Origin of the sequence: Halomonas kalidii (genome assembly GCF_030010475.1) — a bacterium.
GTDB lineage: Bacteria > Pseudomonadota > Gammaproteobacteria > Pseudomonadales > Halomonadaceae > Halomonas > Halomonas heilongjiangensis.
The window spans coordinates 31959-48882 of the sequence record NZ_JASCQN010000032.1 but is presented as its reverse complement, the minus strand read 5'-3'; the positions used below and the strand labels follow the sequence as shown (position 1 = coordinate 48882).

19 protein-coding genes and 1 tRNA gene are annotated in these 16924 nt (G+C 64.9%); 9 read left to right on the top strand and 11 right to left on the bottom strand.

Features of this window, described 5'->3' with window-relative positions; all coding sequences use genetic code 11:
• Positions 1-5: 5 nt before the first annotated feature.
• The gene (locus tag QLQ85_RS08625; protein WP_282738616.1) at positions 6-1382 is read right to left on the bottom strand and encodes an FAD-binding oxidoreductase; all 1377 of its coding nucleotides are present in this window, start codon (positions 1380-1382) and stop codon (positions 6-8) included.
• A gap of 178 nt (positions 1383-1560) precedes the next feature.
• Between QLQ85_RS08625 and QLQ85_RS08620 the strand changes: the two genes are divergently transcribed.
• The 6 genes from QLQ85_RS08620 to QLQ85_RS08595 all read left to right on the top strand — a co-directional run bounded on the left by QLQ85_RS08620 (position 1561) and on the right by QLQ85_RS08595 (position 7903).
• Complete coding sequence (locus QLQ85_RS08620; protein WP_282738615.1) at positions 1561-2280, top strand: FadR/GntR family transcriptional regulator; 720 nt, start codon at positions 1561-1563, stop codon at positions 2278-2280.
• A 42-nt stretch (positions 2281-2322) separates the two neighbouring features.
• Entirely contained in the window at positions 2323-3279 is a 957-nt protein-coding gene (locus QLQ85_RS08615; RefSeq protein ID WP_282738614.1) for a LysR family transcriptional regulator, read from the top strand.
• A gap of 142 nt (positions 3280-3421) precedes the next feature.
• Positions 3422-4948 carry an amidase gene (locus tag QLQ85_RS08610; RefSeq protein WP_282738613.1) on the top strand — a complete coding sequence of 509 codons (1527 nt, stop codon included), beginning with the start codon at positions 3422-3424 and terminating at the stop codon, positions 4946-4948.
• A 9-nt stretch (positions 4949-4957) separates the two neighbouring features.
• Positions 4958-6241 (top strand): TRAP transporter large permease, encoded by a 1284-nt coding sequence (locus QLQ85_RS08605; protein WP_282738612.1) that lies wholly within the window; start codon positions 4958-4960, stop codon positions 6239-6241.
• A 27-nt stretch (positions 6242-6268) separates the two neighbouring features.
• A complete protein-coding gene (locus QLQ85_RS08600; protein WP_282738611.1) occupies positions 6269-7252 on the top strand; it encodes a TRAP transporter substrate-binding protein in 984 nt (327 codons plus the stop codon).
• Between the two features lie 99 nt (positions 7253-7351).
• Positions 7352-7903 carry a TRAP transporter small permease gene (locus QLQ85_RS08595; protein ID WP_282738610.1) on the top strand — a complete coding sequence of 184 codons (552 nt, stop codon included), beginning with the start codon at positions 7352-7354 and terminating at the stop codon, positions 7901-7903.
• 64 nt (positions 7904-7967) lie between these two features.
• Here the strand turns inward: QLQ85_RS08595 and QLQ85_RS08590 are convergent, their stop codons facing one another.
• The 7 genes from QLQ85_RS08590 to QLQ85_RS08560 all read right to left on the bottom strand — a co-directional run bounded on the left by QLQ85_RS08590 (position 7968) and on the right by QLQ85_RS08560 (position 11299).
• Positions 7968-8537: an acyl carrier protein phosphodiesterase gene (locus tag QLQ85_RS08590; RefSeq protein ID WP_282738609.1), complete on the bottom strand. Its 570-nt coding sequence runs from the start codon at positions 8535-8537 to the stop codon at positions 7968-7970.
• A gap of 1 nt (position 8538) precedes the next feature.
• A complete protein-coding gene (locus QLQ85_RS08585) occupies positions 8539-8892 on the bottom strand; it encodes a TusE/DsrC/DsvC family sulfur relay protein (protein ID WP_282738608.1) in 354 nt (117 codons plus the stop codon).
• On the bottom strand, positions 8892-9182 hold the full coding sequence (gene tusB / locus QLQ85_RS08580; protein WP_102629197.1) for a sulfurtransferase complex subunit TusB: 291 nt from the start codon (positions 9180-9182) through the stop codon (positions 8892-8894). Before tusB ends, QLQ85_RS08585 begins: the two co-directional genes overlap by 1 nt.
• Before the next feature lie 43 nt (positions 9183-9225).
• A complete protein-coding gene (gene tusC / locus QLQ85_RS08575; protein WP_282738607.1) occupies positions 9226-9597 on the bottom strand; it encodes a sulfurtransferase complex subunit TusC in 372 nt (123 codons plus the stop codon).
• A gap of 25 nt (positions 9598-9622) precedes the next feature.
• Complete coding sequence (gene tusD / locus QLQ85_RS08570) at positions 9623-10015, bottom strand: sulfurtransferase complex subunit TusD (RefSeq protein WP_282720438.1); 393 nt, start codon at positions 10013-10015, stop codon at positions 9623-9625.
• Positions 10016-10083: 68 nt separating this feature from the next.
• Positions 10084-10752: a Bax inhibitor-1/YccA family protein gene (locus QLQ85_RS08565; RefSeq protein ID WP_282720437.1), complete on the bottom strand. Its 669-nt coding sequence runs from the start codon at positions 10750-10752 to the stop codon at positions 10084-10086.
• 91 nt (positions 10753-10843) lie between these two features.
• On the bottom strand, positions 10844-11299 hold the full coding sequence (locus QLQ85_RS08560) for an NUDIX hydrolase (RefSeq protein WP_282738606.1): 456 nt from the start codon (positions 11297-11299) through the stop codon (positions 10844-10846).
• 120 nt (positions 11300-11419) lie between these two features.
• Here QLQ85_RS08560 and QLQ85_RS08555 point away from each other — a divergent pair.
• Positions 11420-11509: transfer RNA gene (locus QLQ85_RS08555), tRNA-Ser, on the top strand.
• Positions 11510-11571: 62 nt separating this feature from the next.
• On the opposite strand, the gene QLQ85_RS08550 is transcribed toward QLQ85_RS08555, so the two are convergent.
• Entirely contained in the window at positions 11572-12222 is a 651-nt protein-coding gene (locus QLQ85_RS08550; protein ID WP_282738605.1) for a metallophosphoesterase, read from the bottom strand.
• A gap of 134 nt (positions 12223-12356) precedes the next feature.
• Here QLQ85_RS08550 and QLQ85_RS08545 point away from each other — a divergent pair, with 134 nt between their 5' ends.
• Positions 12357-12911: a YaeQ family protein gene (locus tag QLQ85_RS08545; protein ID WP_282738604.1), complete on the top strand. Its 555-nt coding sequence runs from the start codon at positions 12357-12359 to the stop codon at positions 12909-12911.
• 52 nt (positions 12912-12963) lie between these two features.
• On the opposite strand, the gene QLQ85_RS08540 is transcribed toward QLQ85_RS08545, so the two are convergent.
• The gene (locus QLQ85_RS08540; protein WP_282738603.1) at positions 12964-14670 is read right to left on the bottom strand and encodes a potassium/proton antiporter; all 1707 of its coding nucleotides are present in this window, start codon (positions 14668-14670) and stop codon (positions 12964-12966) included.
• 172 nt (positions 14671-14842) lie between these two features.
• Between QLQ85_RS08540 and QLQ85_RS08535 the strand changes: the two genes are divergently transcribed.
• On the top strand, positions 14843-16084 hold the full coding sequence (locus tag QLQ85_RS08535) for an ABC transporter substrate-binding protein (protein ID WP_282738602.1): 1242 nt from the start codon (positions 14843-14845) through the stop codon (positions 16082-16084).
• 7 nt (positions 16085-16091) lie between these two features.
• On the opposite strand, the gene QLQ85_RS08530 is transcribed toward QLQ85_RS08535, so the two are convergent.
• Positions 16092-16868 carry an alpha/beta fold hydrolase gene (locus QLQ85_RS08530; RefSeq protein ID WP_282738601.1) on the bottom strand — a complete coding sequence of 259 codons (777 nt, stop codon included), beginning with the start codon at positions 16866-16868 and terminating at the stop codon, positions 16092-16094.
• Positions 16869-16924 lie beyond the last annotated feature (56 nt).

The window sequence follows — 16924 nt, the reverse complement described above, 5'->3', positions numbered from 1 at the left end:
GGGCGCTACAGCGAAAACACCCGCCCGGGGTTGAGCAGATTCTTGGGGTCCCAGGCACGCTTGAGGGTACGCATGAGCTTGACCTCGGTATCGCTTCGGCTCCGGGCAAGCCAGGCCTTCTTCTCGACCCCGATACCATGCTCGGCCGATACCGAGCCTCCCACCTCGAGCAAGGGAGTGTACACCGCCTCGTCGCTTGCCAGGTGATCGGCATCCTCGCTCTCGGGCTGGATGAACAGGTGCAGGTTGCCGTCGGCGATATGGCCAAACTGGATGCAACGTGCGGCGGGCCAGCGAGCAACGATCCGCTGCCTGACGGCTTCCGCGTAGCTGGCCATCTCCCGAATAGGCAGGCTCACGTCGTAGAGAAAGGTCGTTCGTCCCGCGAGCATGGCCTCGAAATTCTCGCGCACATCCCACAGGGCACGACGCTCGGCCTCGGACTTCGGGATCACCGCATCGACGATCACGCCGGTTTCCAGCGCCCCCTCGAGCAGACGTTCGAAGAGAGCCGCGTCACGCTCATGGTCGGCACCTTCTGCCTGCAGCAGGACATAGAACGGATACTCCCGGTCCAACAGCGGCGGGTGCCCTCCCGGTTCGGTAGCCGCACGATAGTAGCTGTTCCACATCACCTCGTAAGCGCTCAGCGTGCCTGCCAGATCTCTCTGCATCTGTGTCAGCAGACGCGACACCGCCTCGAAGGACGTCAGGGCGGCAAGGGCTGTGTTGCAACTTCTCGGTAACGGGTGCAGGCGCAATACCGCCCGGGTCACGATCCCGAGCGTGCCTTCGGTACCGATCATCAAGTGCTTGAGATCGTAGCCCGCATTGTTCTTCAGCACCTCGTCCATGCTCGACAACACCGTGCCGTCGGCCAGCACCGCCTCCAGGCCAAGGACCTGGCTTCGCATCATGCCATAGCGCATCACGCTGATGCCTCCGGCGTTGGTCGCCACGTTGCCACCAATGGTGCAGCTGCCGCGTGCTCCCAGGTCCAGCGCAAACAGGCAGTCGTGTTCGCGAGCCGACTCCTGCAGGGCCTGCAAGGTGACGCCGGCCTGGACCGTCGCACTGCCTCCGATCGGATCAATGGATTCGATGGCGTTCATGCGCTCCAGTGACAAGATGACTTCCTCGTTCGAGGCAACCGCGCCTTGCACGCACCCCGTCAGGCCGCCCTGGGTGACGACGGGCTGGTCGTAGCGATGGCAAATCTCGAGCGCCGCGCTGACCTCGTCGGTGGCACGCGGCTTGACGACCGCGAGTGCCCGGGTGGGGGACGCGTCCCAGTAGCTCGTGGCGCGCTGCGCGACCCGCGCCCCGTGCACCACGGCCTGTTCGCCCAAGGCATCGATCAGCGCTTCAATCACGGGCTTCATTGGTGTTCATCTCCTTGAATCATTCGCCCGGCCATGCCGCACGGATCTCGACAACCTATATGACAGGTTTTGGTCAACATATGCCAGATATTAAGGGGGTGCAACCAGACGGGAGCCCACTGGCATGGCATCATGAATCGCAGACACGCCCGGCAAGACCATAGGCAGAGGATTGCGAATGACCGTGAAGCATGGCAGCGAGGGCGCAGCACCCGAGACGATGGTGGATAAAGCGATGCGCAGCATTCTTGACCACATTCATCGGCAGGGGCTGAGGGCGGACGATCTGCTGCCGAGCGAGGCCTACTTCATCGAGGCGCTCGGCGTCAGCCGGACCGTGGTGCGTGAGGCATTCAAGTCACTGGCCGCCATGCGTGTTCTCGAGACGAGCGCCGGCCGCCGGACGCGCGTGGCGGCGTTCGACGACACGGCCATCGCCTTGACCCTGTCGCATGCCCTGCGCACCGAGCAGCTCAATCCCCAGCAGTTGCTGGACGCGCGACGTGCCATCGAGCTACGTACCGTGGAGTTGGCGGCGGTGCGACGCAGCGAGGCCGAGGCGCGTGAACTCTTCGCCCTGGTCGAACGGATGCGCCAGGCACGCGACAAGGTCGAGGAGATGACCGAATCCGACATCGCGTTTCACATAGCGATGGCACAGGCGACGCGAAACCCGCTATTTCCGGTACTGGTATCGGCCCTGACCACGTCCATGCGCGACACCAACGCCATCGTTTGGCGCTATCGCACCTCGGAGACCGCACGCGAGGAGGTCATGGCCCTGCACGAGGCGATCGCAGAAGCGATCGCGGCACGTGACCCCGGTGCGGCTCGCTCCGCTCTCGAGAAACACTTCGACGTCGCCTCCCGAGGGCTGGTCCTCGCCGGCTTCAACTAGCAAAGTGGGGCCAACAGCGACTCCCCTATCGAGAACACCGAGATGCCGGAAACCAACCAGGACATCAAGCGATTCTTCAAGCACGTCTTGAAACTCAGGCACCTGCGCACGATCGCCATGCTGGCCGAGATGGGACAGGTCAGCCGCGTGGCGCAGGAGTTGAACGTCACTCAGCCCGCGATTTCCAAGCAGATCGGTGAAATCGAGCGGTCCCTGAATACCCCCATCGTGCAACGACAGGGCAACCGCATCGTCTTGACCCCCATCGGGGAAAGGCTGGCCACACACGCAAGAGAGATCGTACAGCAGATCGAGCGGGCCGAGTTCGATGTCGATGCCCTGCATCGAGGACTCGGCGGCCGCGTCGTGGTCGGCGTCGTCACCTCGCTTGCCCCGACCCTGCTGCCGGAAGCGATACGACTATTAAAGATCACCGCACCGCCGGCAGTCGTCTCGGTCGTGGAGGGACATTTCAATCAGCTGTTGCCGATGCTGGAAAGCGGCGGGTTGGACTTGCTGATCGCCCGGGTATGGGAACCCGTCTTCCGTGAGGGGATCGAGCAGACCTCCCTTCTGCGCGAACCCATTCTGCTGGTGGCCGGCGTGCAGCATCCACTGGCGGGACGACAGGATATCGTCTGGAAGGATGCGGTCGCCTGGCCATGGATCAGTCCGGCCGCGGGATCGCTGGCACGACAGGGCATCGATGCCTTCCTTGCCAGGTCGGGGCTCGCATTTCCACTCGGTCATGTCGAATCCACGTCACTCCCGCTCAATATCGAGCTCATGCGAATCTCTCCCTTCATCAGTCTCATGCCCCAATGGCTCGCGCGGCACCATGCAGGCAAGGGAGACCTGACCATCCTGCCGCTACAGATGGAAGGCGTACTCTCGGAGGCCCGCTGTTACTGGAAGAAGGATTCGCCCAATGCGACATCCACGCTGTTTCGCGAGTGTCTGGAGCAGGCCAGTCGCCAAGCACGCTTCGCTCCCCTGTAACACCGACGAACGACTTAGCATCTCATGGTATTACCTTTTGGTAATGTGATGACCGGAAGATTTCATTGGTTCGCCTCCGGCCCGCTGCGTACTCTCGAGAGATGACAATCATAAGACCCTTTACTCGGTTGAGGCGTGATTCATGTTCGCAGAGAGTGCCCTGACGACTACTTCAGCCAACGAACTGTCGTCTCTGATGAAGCGGGGAGAGATTTCACCAGTCGAGATCCTGTCATCCTGCATGGCACGGATCGGACGACTGAACCCGGCAGTCAATGCCATTACCGCCACCTGCTATGAACGAGCCCGCGCAGAAGCACGCGAGGCAGAGCATCAACTGCGCCGCGGCGACCCCGTCGGGCCGCTGCACGGCCTGCCCATCGGGATCAAGGACCTTCAGGAAACGAAGGACCTTCTCACGACCTATGGCTCTCCGCGTTTTCGGGACCACGTTCCCACTGCCGACCATCCCCTGGTGGCATCACTGCGTCGCGCCGGTGCAATCGTGGTCGGCAAGACCAATGTGCCGGAGATGGGAGCCGGCGGCAATACCAGAAACCCGGTGTGGGGGGCCACCGGAAATCCCTTCAATCCCATGTTGAATGCCGGCGGGTCATCGGGGGGATCGGCCGCAGCCCTCGCGCTCGACATGCTCCCCCTGTGCACCGGGTCCGATACCGGTGGATCGCTACGCATCCCGGCCGCACTGTGCGGCGTCGTGGGCTTTCGCCCCTCTCCGGACCTGGTGCCACACGCGACCCGCCCACTGGGCTGGTCATCGATATCACTGCTCGGACCCATGGCCCGGAACGTGGGTGATCTCTGCCTACTGCTTCGTGCCATGATCGGCTGTGACTCACGCGACCCGCTCTCCGGAAAGAACGATCCCGCTATCTTCGATACTTCCGTTCCGCCAGACCTGGGGGCATTGCGAGTTGGCTATACCGAGGACTTCGGCGTGTGCGCCGTCGACAGCGACATCCGCAAGGTATTCCGCCAGCGCATCGAAGCGATTGCGCCACTGTTCGGTGACTGTCGACCGCTCGATTTCGACTTGAGCGAGGCTGATCGTTGCTTCGACGTCATTCGCGCCGAGAGTTTCGTTGCCGCCTTCCATGACGACTACACGAGAAACCCGGCGCTTCTCGCTCCCGACGTCAGAGCCAACTATGAGATCGGCTCATCCATGACCCTGGCCAACCGGGCTTGGGCCCATGCCGAACAGACACGGCTTTTTCGAAGCTTCCAGCAGACCATTGCCGACGTGGATGTGGTGCTTGCCCCGGTGTCGCCTGTCACTCCCTTCGGCTGGCAGCAGCCCTATGCCGACCGTATCGACGGCATGATGCTCTCGCCGTACTATCGCTGGCTGGCCCTCACCTATGTCGTCACGCTGGCCAACAACCCGGTCCTGTCGATGCCGTGCGGCGTTGACCATGCCGGCATGCCATTCGGCATCCAGGTGATCGGCAAGTTCAGGGGCGACGCCCAATTGCTGCAAGCCGCTCATGCCATCGAGCAAGCCTTCGAATCGATACCGACGGCATGTCGACCGAAACCGGACCTTACCAGGCTTTCCAACCCCACACCGGAATTGAAGTCCATCGTCACGGCCCCCCCGGGCTCGAGCGACGGTCATTCCGCGTCGTCGGCATCTGTCCCGGTCTAGGAGTCAGCCATGGCGTACGTTATTGCAGCCTTTCTGGTATTCCTCGCCACCGGCACGGCGTTCGCCTACCTGATGGGCGCCACCGCGATCCTCGCCTTCATTGCGGCAGGCTACCCGCAGTACCTGGCCATCGTTCCCCAGCGCATCTTCTCCCAGCTGGATGTCTTCGCCTTCATGGCCATGCCGCTGTTCATCCTCACCGGAGAGCTGATGAACCGGGCCGGGGTAACGCGAGCCTTGATCGACTTCGCGATGGCCCTGCTGGGACGCCTCAAGGGCGGGCTGGGGCACGTCAACATCATGACCAGCCTGTTCTTTTCCGGCATATCGGGCTCCGCCGTGGCCGACGCGGCAGCGGTATCGAACACCTTGATCCCTGCCATGCGAGAACGCGGTTATTCGCCCTATTATGCCGGAGCCATCACTGCCGCCTCTGCCATGATCGGACCGATCATCCCTCCCAGCATCATCATGATCATCTATGGCGGATTGACCGGCACCTCGGTTGCAGCGCTTTTCGTGGCCGGCATTCTTCCCGGCCTGCTGCTGGCCGGCATGCTGTTCAGCATGAATGGCTGGCTTGCACGGCGACAGGACCATCCTGGCGGCAGTGCCATCGCTATCCCGCCTCTCCGAGCCAGCTTCCTGAGGGCCGCCCCGGCCCTGGCCATACCCGTCATCATCCTCGGCAGTATCGTCTTCGGCCTGACGACCCCGACCGAGGGCGCCGCACTGGCAGTCGTGGCGGCCATCCTGGTCGGCAGGCTCCTGGGCGGAATGACGCCGAAGCTCTTCTATGCGGCCGCCGAGGCAACGGCCCGCTTGACGGGAGCAATCTTCATCATTCTGTGCGCGATCGCGGTACTGAGCTATCTGGCGGGGCTGCTCGGTTGGCCGCAATTGCTGGCGGGATGGGTGGATTCAGCGGGACTCACCGGCACCCGCTACCTCATTCTACTGATCGCCGTTCTGCTGATCGCCGGGATGTTCATGGACACGCCCGTGGCGCTCACCCTGCTCGTCCCGCTACTCGCACCCACTGCACTGCTACAGGGCATCAGCCCGGTACACCTGGGCATCGTGGTGTGTTTCAACCTCTGCATCGGGTTGATAACGCCACCGCTCGGCAAGTGCCTCATCGTGGTGGCGGCGATCGCGAAGCTGAACTACTGGCGACTCGCCCTGGCGACCCTGCCGTTCATCGCCGTACAGATCGTCACCCTGTCGATCATCGCATTCTTTCCCGAGATCAGCCTGACACTGCCGCGAATATTTGGCTTCAACGTAGATTGACGATAATAACCACAAAGGAGACACGCCATGAGACTGTTGAAAAAGCTTGCCTTGGCCAGTGCCCTGCTTGCGTTACCCACTGTAGCCTTGAGCAATGAGATCAAGGTTGCCCTCGACAGCCCACCGGACCTCGAGAAGTCGGGCTCCTACGTCTGGGCGCACCACTTTACCGAGGCGCTCAACGAGCGTGGCATGAGCGCCCGCGAGCTGCCACGCGACGCCCTTGGTGGTGAAGCGGAAAAACTCGACCAGATAGCGATGGGCCTGCTGGAAGTATCGCTATCGGATGTGAACTCGGTTGCGCGCATCGATCCATTCATCTTCGGGGTACGATTACCCTATCTGTTTGATGACGTGGCCCATATGGACCGAGCCCTGGCCGAAGGCGATGTCCTGTCACGGATCAATGACGACATCGCACACGCCAGCGTTCGACTACTGGCGATAGTACCGCTCGGGCCGCCTTCGGGCATCATCACGACACAGAAGGCCGTTACCGCACCTGACGACATGGCCGATCTGCGGATGCGGGCCCTCGATGATGCTCAGATCGCCCTCTACAGGGCCTGGGGATCCAACGGGACAATCGTCTCGTGGGGAGAAGTGCCCGCTGCGTTGCAGACAGGCATCGTCGACGGCTACATCAATACGCCACTCGTACCCATCATGTTCGGCCAGACGGACATCGTCCGCTATTTCACCGATGCCAATGTCATGAATGCATTGCGTGCCGTCCTCGTGTCGGATGACTGGTACCGGGGACTGAGCGATGACGAGAGACAAAGGATCGACGAGGCCGTCGACGTCGCCAACCGGGCCAATCGCGCCTGGCTGGAGGACATCACGCCAAAGGCGCTGGCAGAGCTCGAAGCCGCCGGCGTGGCGGTGACGGTACTGCCGGATACCGCGAGAGAGAGATTCCGCGAATTGTCACAGTCGGTCTACCATGACACGGCCCTGGCACCGGAACAGGTGGAAATCTGGTCCGGGCTCGCCGAACGTACCCGTTGATCCTTCGGAATACGCGACCTGCATTGCCGAGGTTCGAAGCCGAATCGCAAGGTGCTCGAGGCTGGGCAATCACCATACTCATGACAGGGTGCACCGGATATGTACCGTTCCATTGTCATTCTCAGTGATCGGCTGGACTGGCTGACCCGGCGCCTTGCGGTACTGTGTCTGACGGCAATGCTGGTGTTCGTGGCAATTCAGGTCATGGCGCGCTATGCCTTCAGCGCCCCACCGTCCTGGACGGAGGAAATGGCCCGCTACATGATGGTCTGGAGTGGACTTCTCGGCGCCACTCTCTCCTTCAAGTCGAAAGCCGACCCGGCGCTCTTTCAGGCCCCCTTTCGCGGCAAGGGGGGGCTCTGGATGCAGCTCGCAGCGCTCGTGCGCGGCACGGCAGTGCTCGTTTTCCTGGTGCCGGTGGTCTATTTCAGCCTGTTCGGCCCGGGGATGGCTACGACACGCGGCTTCATTGCACGCCAGGCACGGCTCAGCGCAGACACGCTCGGGTTTCCGATGTCCTGGGTAGCGATAGCCGTGCCGGTCTGTGCGTCCATCATCCTGGTTCATCTGCTCGCACGTGCCTGCGAGCCGAAGGCACGTGCGCAATGCAGGATCTCCACCAGCCACGAGCCCCACCTGGATAATCACTGACAAGATGCCAGCGTGCTGACGAGTCCGGAACTGTGGGAGGTGGTGTCGAATCGATTGAGCCGGGTCAGGGATCGGGAACCTCTAGTGCATCGATGACCGCCGGCCACAGCCGGGCGAAGTCGGACTCGAGGTTGACGTAGTCCGCCTCGAGCCAGGGCACCAGGTCGGCCAGGCGGTTGGGACCGGATAGCCGCTGGCCGATGCCGCGGATGGCCCGGCAGGTGAAGGCGAAGTCGGCATAGCCGTGCAGCCAGTCCTGCTCCACCAGCACCGGCATCAGGGTGGCCAGGCGGGCCGGCGCCTGGCGGGTCGCCAGCAGGCGGTAGCTGCGGGCGACCAACGCCGACTCCTTCATGTCGAGCCCGAGTTCGCGGGCGACGAAGTGATCCCAGACCAGGTCGAGGGCAATACCGGCATAGCGTCGCTGGGCCCTCGGGGCTCTTTCCCGCACCGCGAGAACCACCGGGTGGGAATCGACGAAGGCATCCACCCGCCGATGGTGACGGATTCCCGCCGCGATTGCGGCATCCCAATCGGAGAGATCGGGGCCCTTGACGCCGTCGGCGATCAGGTTGCCGTAGAGGAAGTCATCGCTGCCGCCACGGGCGAGCCAGGCATGGGCCAGGAAATTCATGTCAGAGACAATTCGTCGGCTTGGGCAGGCCCGCCAGGCGTGCGCCCACCTTGGCCGGGCTGCCAGGAAACAGCCGCATCAGGTGGATCGAGCGTCCCTTCTCCGGGCCCAGCGCCTGCCCAACCGCCTTGACCAGTGGGCGCATGGCCGGCGCCATCTCGAAGCGGTCGTAGAAGGTACGCAGCACGTCGATCACCTCCCAGTGCTCGTCGGTGAGCGACAGCCCCTCTTCCGCGGCCAGGGCGACAGCCACCGCCGGCGACCAGTCGCCGAGATCGACCAGGTACCCCTCGGGATCGAGGCCGATCCGGTCCCCTTCGATCTCCACGAAGCGTGCGATCTCCGTCGTTGCCATCAGTACCAGCTCACCGTGCGTTCGGCTTCCTCGGTCAGGTCCACGAAACCGTCCACATCGACCACCTGGACCGACGCCTCGCAGCGCCCCTCGAGACCGCGTGCCGCCAGGTCCTCGCGCAGCGCGAACAGCCGGCCCTGCAGCCCATCGAAGTAGCGCACCAACTGGGGCAGTGCGCCCTGGACCCCGTCCTCGATCAGCAGCAGTCGATCCTCCGGCCCCATGGCGGCCAGAGCCTGCTGGTAGACCCGGCTGGCGGCCGGGGAGCGATTCAGAATGTGCAACAGCATGCGGGGATCCTCGGTACAGCGGATGGCGTCGCCGGTGGCGTGCTCAGAAGGTCAGCACCAGGCGGTGGGCTCCCGGCTGGCTGGAGATGGCCTCGGCAGACAGCAGGCGCACGGGGAGCATCAGATCCGCCTCGGTGAGACCGAAACGCTCGAGAGCGGCCTCTTCCACCAGCAACGTCTCGATATCATACATCTCCAGCATCTCCAGGGTCGCGCTGGTGCCTTTCTGGTCGAGCGGACCGGCCTGCTGGCCCCGGAGCAGCGCGGTCACGCCCTCGCCCATGAACAGCAGCGAGACCCGACGGCCGAAGGCGGCCGCGACCAGGGCCGCATCGAGCCCCTCGCGCAGCCAGTTGGTGCCGTGGGGGCCGTGACACAGGATGACCAGCAGGTCGGAAGGGGTTGGCTCGGTCATGTCGCTTCCTCGACGCGATACAGGCTCAGGGGCCGAAGGTGACCAGGCGATCGCAGCTCAGGCCGAGATCGACCAGTTGGCCCAGCCCGGTCAGCTCGAAGGGGGGCTCGACGCTATGGCCCTGCTTGCCGTGCCGAGCCGCTTCGCGTGCGTCGAGCAGCCCGCGGCGCAGGGCGGCGGCGATGCAGACCTGCAGCGAGGTGCCGTGCTCGCTGTGCAATGTCGCCCAGGCGTCGACCAGGTGCGGCTCGTCCTGGGGAGGGGCCGCCAGACGGGCCGCATTCTGCACCCCATCATGGTAGAAGAACACCGTCTCGAGATGGTGCCCACGCTCCACCACGGCGCGAGCGAAGCGCAGCGCGGAATGAGAGGCCTGGCAGCTGTATGGGGCACCCAACAGCAGGATGGCATAGCGCATGGAGGGTCTCCGGAAACAGTCTGGCCCCACCGGGAAGGCGGGGCCAGCAGGATCCAGCCGAGCGGGGTTCAGTCGCTGCTCATGATGCCGAGCAGGGACAGCAGGCTGATGAACAGATTGTAGATCGACACATAGAGGGTGATGGTGGCAAGGATATAGTTGGTCTCGCCGGCCCGGTGCACGATCTCGCTGGTCTGGTAGAGGATCGCCGCCGAGGCGAACAGCACGAAGCCAGCGGAGACCATCAGCATCAGGGTCGGGATCTGGAAGACCAGCCCCGCCACCATGGCCAGGATCAGCACGATGGCGCCTGCCATCAGGAAGTTGCCCAGGAAGCTGAAGTCCTTCTTGGACACCAGCGCCACGGCGGAGAGGCCGATGAAGGTCAGGCCGGTCATGGCCAGGGCGTTCATGATCAGGGCCGCGCCGTTTGGCAAGGCCAGGTAGGCACTGAGGATCGGCCCCAGGGTGAAGCCCATGAAGCCGGTGAAGGCGAAGGTGGAAAGCAGTCCCAACGCCGAGTTGGCGGTCTTGTGCACGAGGAACATCAGGCCGTAGGCGCCGATGAAGAACACCAGGATGTTCATCCGCTCGATGCCCATGGCCATGGCGGCGCCGGCGGTCACGGCGGAGAACAGCAGTGTCATGGCCAGCAGGCCGTAGGTGTTGCGCAGCACCTTGTTGGTGCTGACCACCTGTGTCTGCTGCCGTGTCAGCCGAGTGTCTTGGTAAGCCATTGATCCAGAGCTCCCTGAGGTTATTGATCTGGGCACGCGACCTAGAATGCCCACTCGAAGTTCACGGCGCAAGCCCTTGTCTCTCCATGTCTCAACGGTGATTCCTCCCTTGCTCCTTCCGGAGAACCCGGCGCGCCACCTCGGCGGCCGTCGGGCAGACGTCGTCACCAGCGGCCTCCAGCGCCGCCATACCCATCCAGTATAGCTCGCTGGCGTCGTCAGCCGCCGCCTCGACACCCCACTGCCCTGCCATGCGGATCACCACGACGACGTAATGGGTCTGCAACCGCCCCTGGTCATCATGATCGAGGACATCGATGGCCGTCAGCACCTCGCACGGTGTGGCATGCAGCCCGGTCTCCTCGAGCAGCTCGCGAACCGCCGCGTCGCCCAGGCTCTCGCCGGCCTCGATCTTCCCACCGGGCAGGGCCAGGCGACCGGCATTGGGCGGATGGCGGCGGCGGACCATCAGGAGCCGCCCCTCACTCACCAGCACCGCCGAGACGGCGGCAACGGGACGAGAGAATACTGGTGGGGCGTGATTCATGCGCTCTCCCGGGGTCGCTCACCCCCATTCTGGCCCATGCCGATCGAACCCGCTAACGCCTTGATCCCAAGGGGCTCTTGACCCGACCTCGAAAACTGGTAATATGCCCCCCCGTGAGCCGGAGGGATGGCAGAGCGGTTGAATGCACCGGTCTTGAAAACCGGCGAAGGTGAGAGCCTTCCCAGGGTTCGAATCCCTGTCCCTCCGCCATTCTGCTCCATGAATCAAGCGCCTGCGGGCGCTTTTTTCATGCCACCCACATCATTTCCCCCTCACCTCAGCAGCTCGCGGGCATCGACCAGGGTCAGCTGTCCAGTGCAGAAGGCCCCGGTGTCGATGTAATGGACGTTGCCCAGGGTCAGCGGCCGTTCCACGATGGTGTGGCCGACGACGACGGCGTCGACCCCCGCCACCGGTGTCTCGTCGCGCCGCTGGATGCGGGCGCGCCCCCAGACCAGGGTTTCCGGGTCGGCGTCCGCGAGACGCGACCAGTCTGCCGGCGGCTCGGCGTGAATCATGCCGATGCGCTTCCCGGCGATCGCGACCTCGCGCGCAAGGGGCAGGTGGCGCAGCGCCTCATTCAGGATCTTGCGTACCTCACCCACACCGCTGCGCGCGACCCAGCCGCCACCATTGATCATCCACAGAGCCCAGGCAGTGCTGTCCTGGCCCTCCCGCAGCGCGCTCAGGGCCAGCTCCTCATGATTGCCGCGCACGGCGTGAAACCACGGCCTGGCGGCGAGCGACAGGCAGGCGAGCGAATCGGTACCACGGTCGATGAGGTCGCCAACGGAAAACAGGCGATCCGTCGCCGGATCGAAACCGACACGCCGCATCGCCTCCAGCAGCAATCGGTGCTGGCCGTGAATGTCACCCACGAAGAAGTCGCGGCCCCGGATGTTCGCCTCATGCACGATCAGCATGACTCGGTCTCCTCTGGCAGGAAGACGGCCCCGGCAACCTCCCTCCGGCCATCTCGGTATCAATTGCCCCTCGCGATCCCCGTCTATGTCATCATGGTAGATACTTTTTCCAGTCGGTCGGATGACGTAGACAGATGGCATTGAAGGCAACGATTCACAGGGTCCAGTTCCAGATCGCCGATATGGATCGGCACTACTATGCAGACCACGCGCTGACCGTGGCTCGTCATCCCTCCGAGACCGATGAGCGCATGATGGTACGGCTGCTGGCCTTTGCGCTCCACGCCAACGAGGCACTGGCCTTCGGCCGGGGAGTGAGCACCGAGGACGAGCCCGACCTCTGGCAGAAGGACCTGACCGGCGCCATCGACCTCTGGATCCAACTGGGGCAGCCCGACGAGAAGGCCATCCGCCGTGCCTGTGGCCGGGCCGGCCGTGTGATCCTCTACACCTACAGCGGCCATGGCGCCGAGCTCTGGTGGGAGCAGGTCGCGGGGAAGTGTGCCGCCCTCGACAACCTGTCGGTCATCGACATCCCCCCGGCATCGGTGCAGGCCCTGGCCTCGCTGGCGGCCAAGGGCATGACGCTGAGCTGCACGGTGCAGGATGGCGAAGTCCGGTTGACCAGCCCGGAGGCGTCGGTGGAGGTCGAACTCACCGTACGCAAGCAGCCGAAGACACGGCGCTGAAGCGTACCCGTCCGCTGCCTGCCAGCGCCGGGCAGCAGGCAGCGGAGCCGGCTCAGTAGAGGCGCAGCCCCACCCGGGTGATCCTGTCGCCCTCGACCTCGCTGACCACCCAGTGGATACCGTGCCAGTCGACGTCATCGCCCACCACCGGGTGACCACCGACCCGCAGCGAGATGAACTGGTCCAGGGTCATCTCCTTCTCGCCGGGGCTCAGGGTCAGGCCGTAGACATCGGCGATATCCTGCATCCGGGCGTCGCCGTCGAAGGTGAAGGTGCCGAAGAAGGCACGCTCCCGCTTGAGCTTGGCCTCGCCGTTGAACAGCCGGTTGAGGGCCGGCAGGTCATCGGTGCGGCCGATCACGCAGATCACGTCGCCGAGCTGCAGCCGGGTACCGCCCTTGGGGTGCAGCATGGCGTGCTCGCGGAACAGCGCCGAGATCAGCGCCCCGGAAGGGAAGCGCAGCAGGCGGATCGGCACGTCCTCGAGGTCGGAGTTCTCGACCTCGTAGACGAACATCTCGTAGTCGTTCTCCGGCAGCACCCCGAGCGGGCCGCGCAGGTTCGGCGTCACGCTGCGCGGCACCTCGACCTTCATCCAGCGGGCCATCCAGGGCAGCGTCCCCCCCTGGATCAGCAGCGACATCAGCACCACCGCGAAGGCGACGTTGAAATAGAGCGAGGCATTCTCCACCCCCCCGATCACCGGAAAGATCGCCAGCACGATGGGCACCGCTCCCCTGAGCCCCACCCAGGAAATGAACCCCACCTCACGCCAGCGAAACTTGAAGAACGGCTTGATGGTGATCAGTACCGCCAGCGGGCGCGCCACGAAGATCAGCGCCAGGGCCACCAGCAAGGCGGGCAGTGCGTACTCGAGCATCTCGCTGGGAGTGACCAGCAGCCCCAGCACCAGGAACAGGCCGATCTGGCTGAGCCAGGCCAGGCCATCGTGCACCGGCAGGATGAAATTGAGGTGCCGGCCGGGCTGGTTGCCGATCATCAGGCCGGTGAGGTAGATGGCCAGGAAGCCGCTGCCGCCCAGCACGCTGGTCAGGCCGAAGACACAGAACCCCAGGGCCAGGGCCAGCAGCGAGTAGAGCCCCGGGGCCAGGTCGACCCAGCGCAGCAGCTTGGCGATCAGCCAGCCTCCCCCCAGACCGATCGCCACCCCGAATCCGAACTGCTGGATCAGGAACAGCGTGGTACTCATCACGCCACCGATCTCCCCGACCAGCACCTCGACCAGCATGATGGTCAGGAAGATCGCCATGGGATCGTTGGTGCCGGACTCGATCTCCAGGGTGGCACCGACGCGCTCGTTGAGATTGATGCCGCGGCCGCTGAGCATCGAGAACACGGCGGCGGCGTCGGTGGAGCCGACGATGGCACCCACCAGCAGCCCCTGCACCAGGCTCAGCTCGAAGATCCACATGGCCAGCGCTCCGACCAGGGCACTGGTGATGAACACCCCGAAGGTGGCCAGCGAGAGCGCCGGCCGGAAACCGACCCGGAAGGTCTTCAGCCGGGTACGCAGCCCGCCGTCGAGCAGGATCATGGCCAGCGCCAGGTGGCCGATCAGGAAGGCCAGCGAATAGTCGTCGAACTGGATGCCGAGCACCCCCTCCTCCCCGGCCAGCATGCCGAGCCCCAGGAAGATCAGCAGCAGCGGCAGCCCCACCAGGGTGGAGAGCCGGCTGGCGAGCACGCTCAGGGCAATCAGGAAGCCGCTGAGCAGAAAGAGGGTATTGATGAGATCCATGGCGTCCTGCCCTGACATCGGGGAAGGGCGATTATCGCATGCCCCGTTGTCCGTCGCGACGGCGCGCCAGGCGTGCGGGATGGTCCGAGCTGGTCACGGCGAAGTGCCAGAGGCTAAACTGGCGCCGCGCCACGGGCGTCCCTGTCGTTTCCAGCCGTTGGAGCCCCCCACGATGACCACTCGCGCTCGCCGCCTGCCGAGCTGGGGATTTACCCTGTCACTCCTGGTGGCGTTGACCATGCCGTCCCGGCATGTCGCCGGGGGCGAAGATGAGTCGCTGGCGGCGCCGCCCCTGCCGCCCCCTGTCCTCGAGACCGAGGTGATGGTGCCCGTGCTGGGCAAGACACCATTGGGTCCGGCGCCATCGGCAGAGGCAAGCGGACCGGCCGCCCCCCCGCCGGAGGTACGCCGGCGGGGGTCGGGTGAAGCGCCCATGGCGACACTGCCGAAGCGGCTCGACGGTGAGGCCGAACCCGCGGTGCCCAGCTCTGCCCGGGCGCCGGCCGAACCCATCGCGCCACCGCCGATGACGGAACTGGAGGTGATGCTCGACTGGTACCCGAGCCCCCGGCATGCCGCCCTGATCGTAGCCCGTGACAAGGGCATGTTCGCGCGGCGCGGCCTCGAGGTGCGACTATCGACGCCGGCCGACCCCAACGTACCGACCAAGCTGCTGGCCGCCTCGCGGGTAGATCTCGCCCTGACCCGCCAGCCACTGCTTCATCTGAAGGTCGACCAGGGCCTGCCGCTGATACGGGTCGCGACCCTGGTCGACGGCTCACTGGCCGCACTGGTCGTCCGCGACGGCCTGCAGATCGACTCGCCTGCCGACCTGGCGGGACGACGCATCGGCCATGCCGACGAAGACAGCCTGTCGGTGCTGCTCGATACCCTGCTGCGCCCCCATGGCATCAAGCGCGCCGAGGTCGAGGTGCGCGGCATCAATTTCGGCCCTGGACGGGCGATCAGCGAGGGCGAGGTGGATGGCGTGATCGGCGCCATGCGCCACCTGCTGCCCCGCGAACTCGGCGACGAAGGGATCGCTACCCGCCTGATACGGGTCGAGGAGCACGGGGTACCGCTGCACGACGGATTGATTCTGCTGGCCAACCGCGATCGGTTGAATGGCCAGCGTGGGGCGATTCGTGAGCTGGTGGAGGCGCTGGAGGAAGCCACCGCCTGGATCCTGGAGCACCCGTCCGCGGCCTGGACCCAGCTACTGGCCGCCGAGCCGGGGCTGGACACGCCGGCCAACCTGGCGGCCTGGCCGGACATCCTGATGCACCTGAACGCCAGCCCGGCGGCCGTCGACCACGGCCGCTATGCCCGCTTCGAGAAGTTCCTGCACGATGCCGGCCTGGTCGAGCGCCTGACCCCGGTGGAGCGCCTGGCCCTCGACCCCGGCACCTTCTGAGGCCGGATCAACCCGGTTCGCCGAGGAAGTCATCCACCGCCTGGCGGAATGCCTCGGGCCGTTCGGCATGCAGCCAGTGTCCGGCGTCCAGGGTCACCAGCCGCGCCTCGGGCAACACCTCGCGAAGCTCGGGCAGCATTGCGTCGGTGACGTAGTACGAATGTGCGCCGCGCAGCACCAGGGTAGGCCCGGTGAAAGCCCCCTCTCCGGCCGGGGCGCCCATGATCGCCTCGTAGTCCTGCTGGATCTCGTCGAGCCCCAGGCGCAGCCGGAGGCCGCCCTCTTCGGCTCGCTCCAGGTTGGTGGCGAGAAACAGCCGCACGGCGCGTTCCTCGACATGCTCGGCGAGCAGCTCGTCGGCCTCGCGCCGGTTGGCGGGCCTACCCTCGGCGACCCGCCGCAGGGCGGCGAAGACGGTATCGTGGTCATGCCCATAGGCCCGCGGCGCGATATCGGCAACGATCAGCGAGGCCACGCGGCGTGGCGCGAGCCGCGCCAGGCTGATCGCCACCTTGCCGCCCATCGAGTGGCCCAGCAAGTGGACGCGCTCGATGCCCAGGCGGTCGAGCAGCGCGAGCAGGTCGGCGGCCATCGCCTCATAGCCCATGCCACTGGCATGGGGCGAGCGGCCGTGATTGCGCAGGTCCACCGCGATCACCCGGCGCCCCTCTTGCCATGCCTTCACGTGGGAGCGCCAGTTGTCGGCGCTGCCGAACAGGCCATGGACGACCACCAGCGGAATGCCCACACCTCCGGTATCCACATGATTGAGTGCGATGGGCATGGCAATCTCCTCGGCTGCGGTGGCTTCAGGGGCGCGCATTATACGGCCTCGCGGCG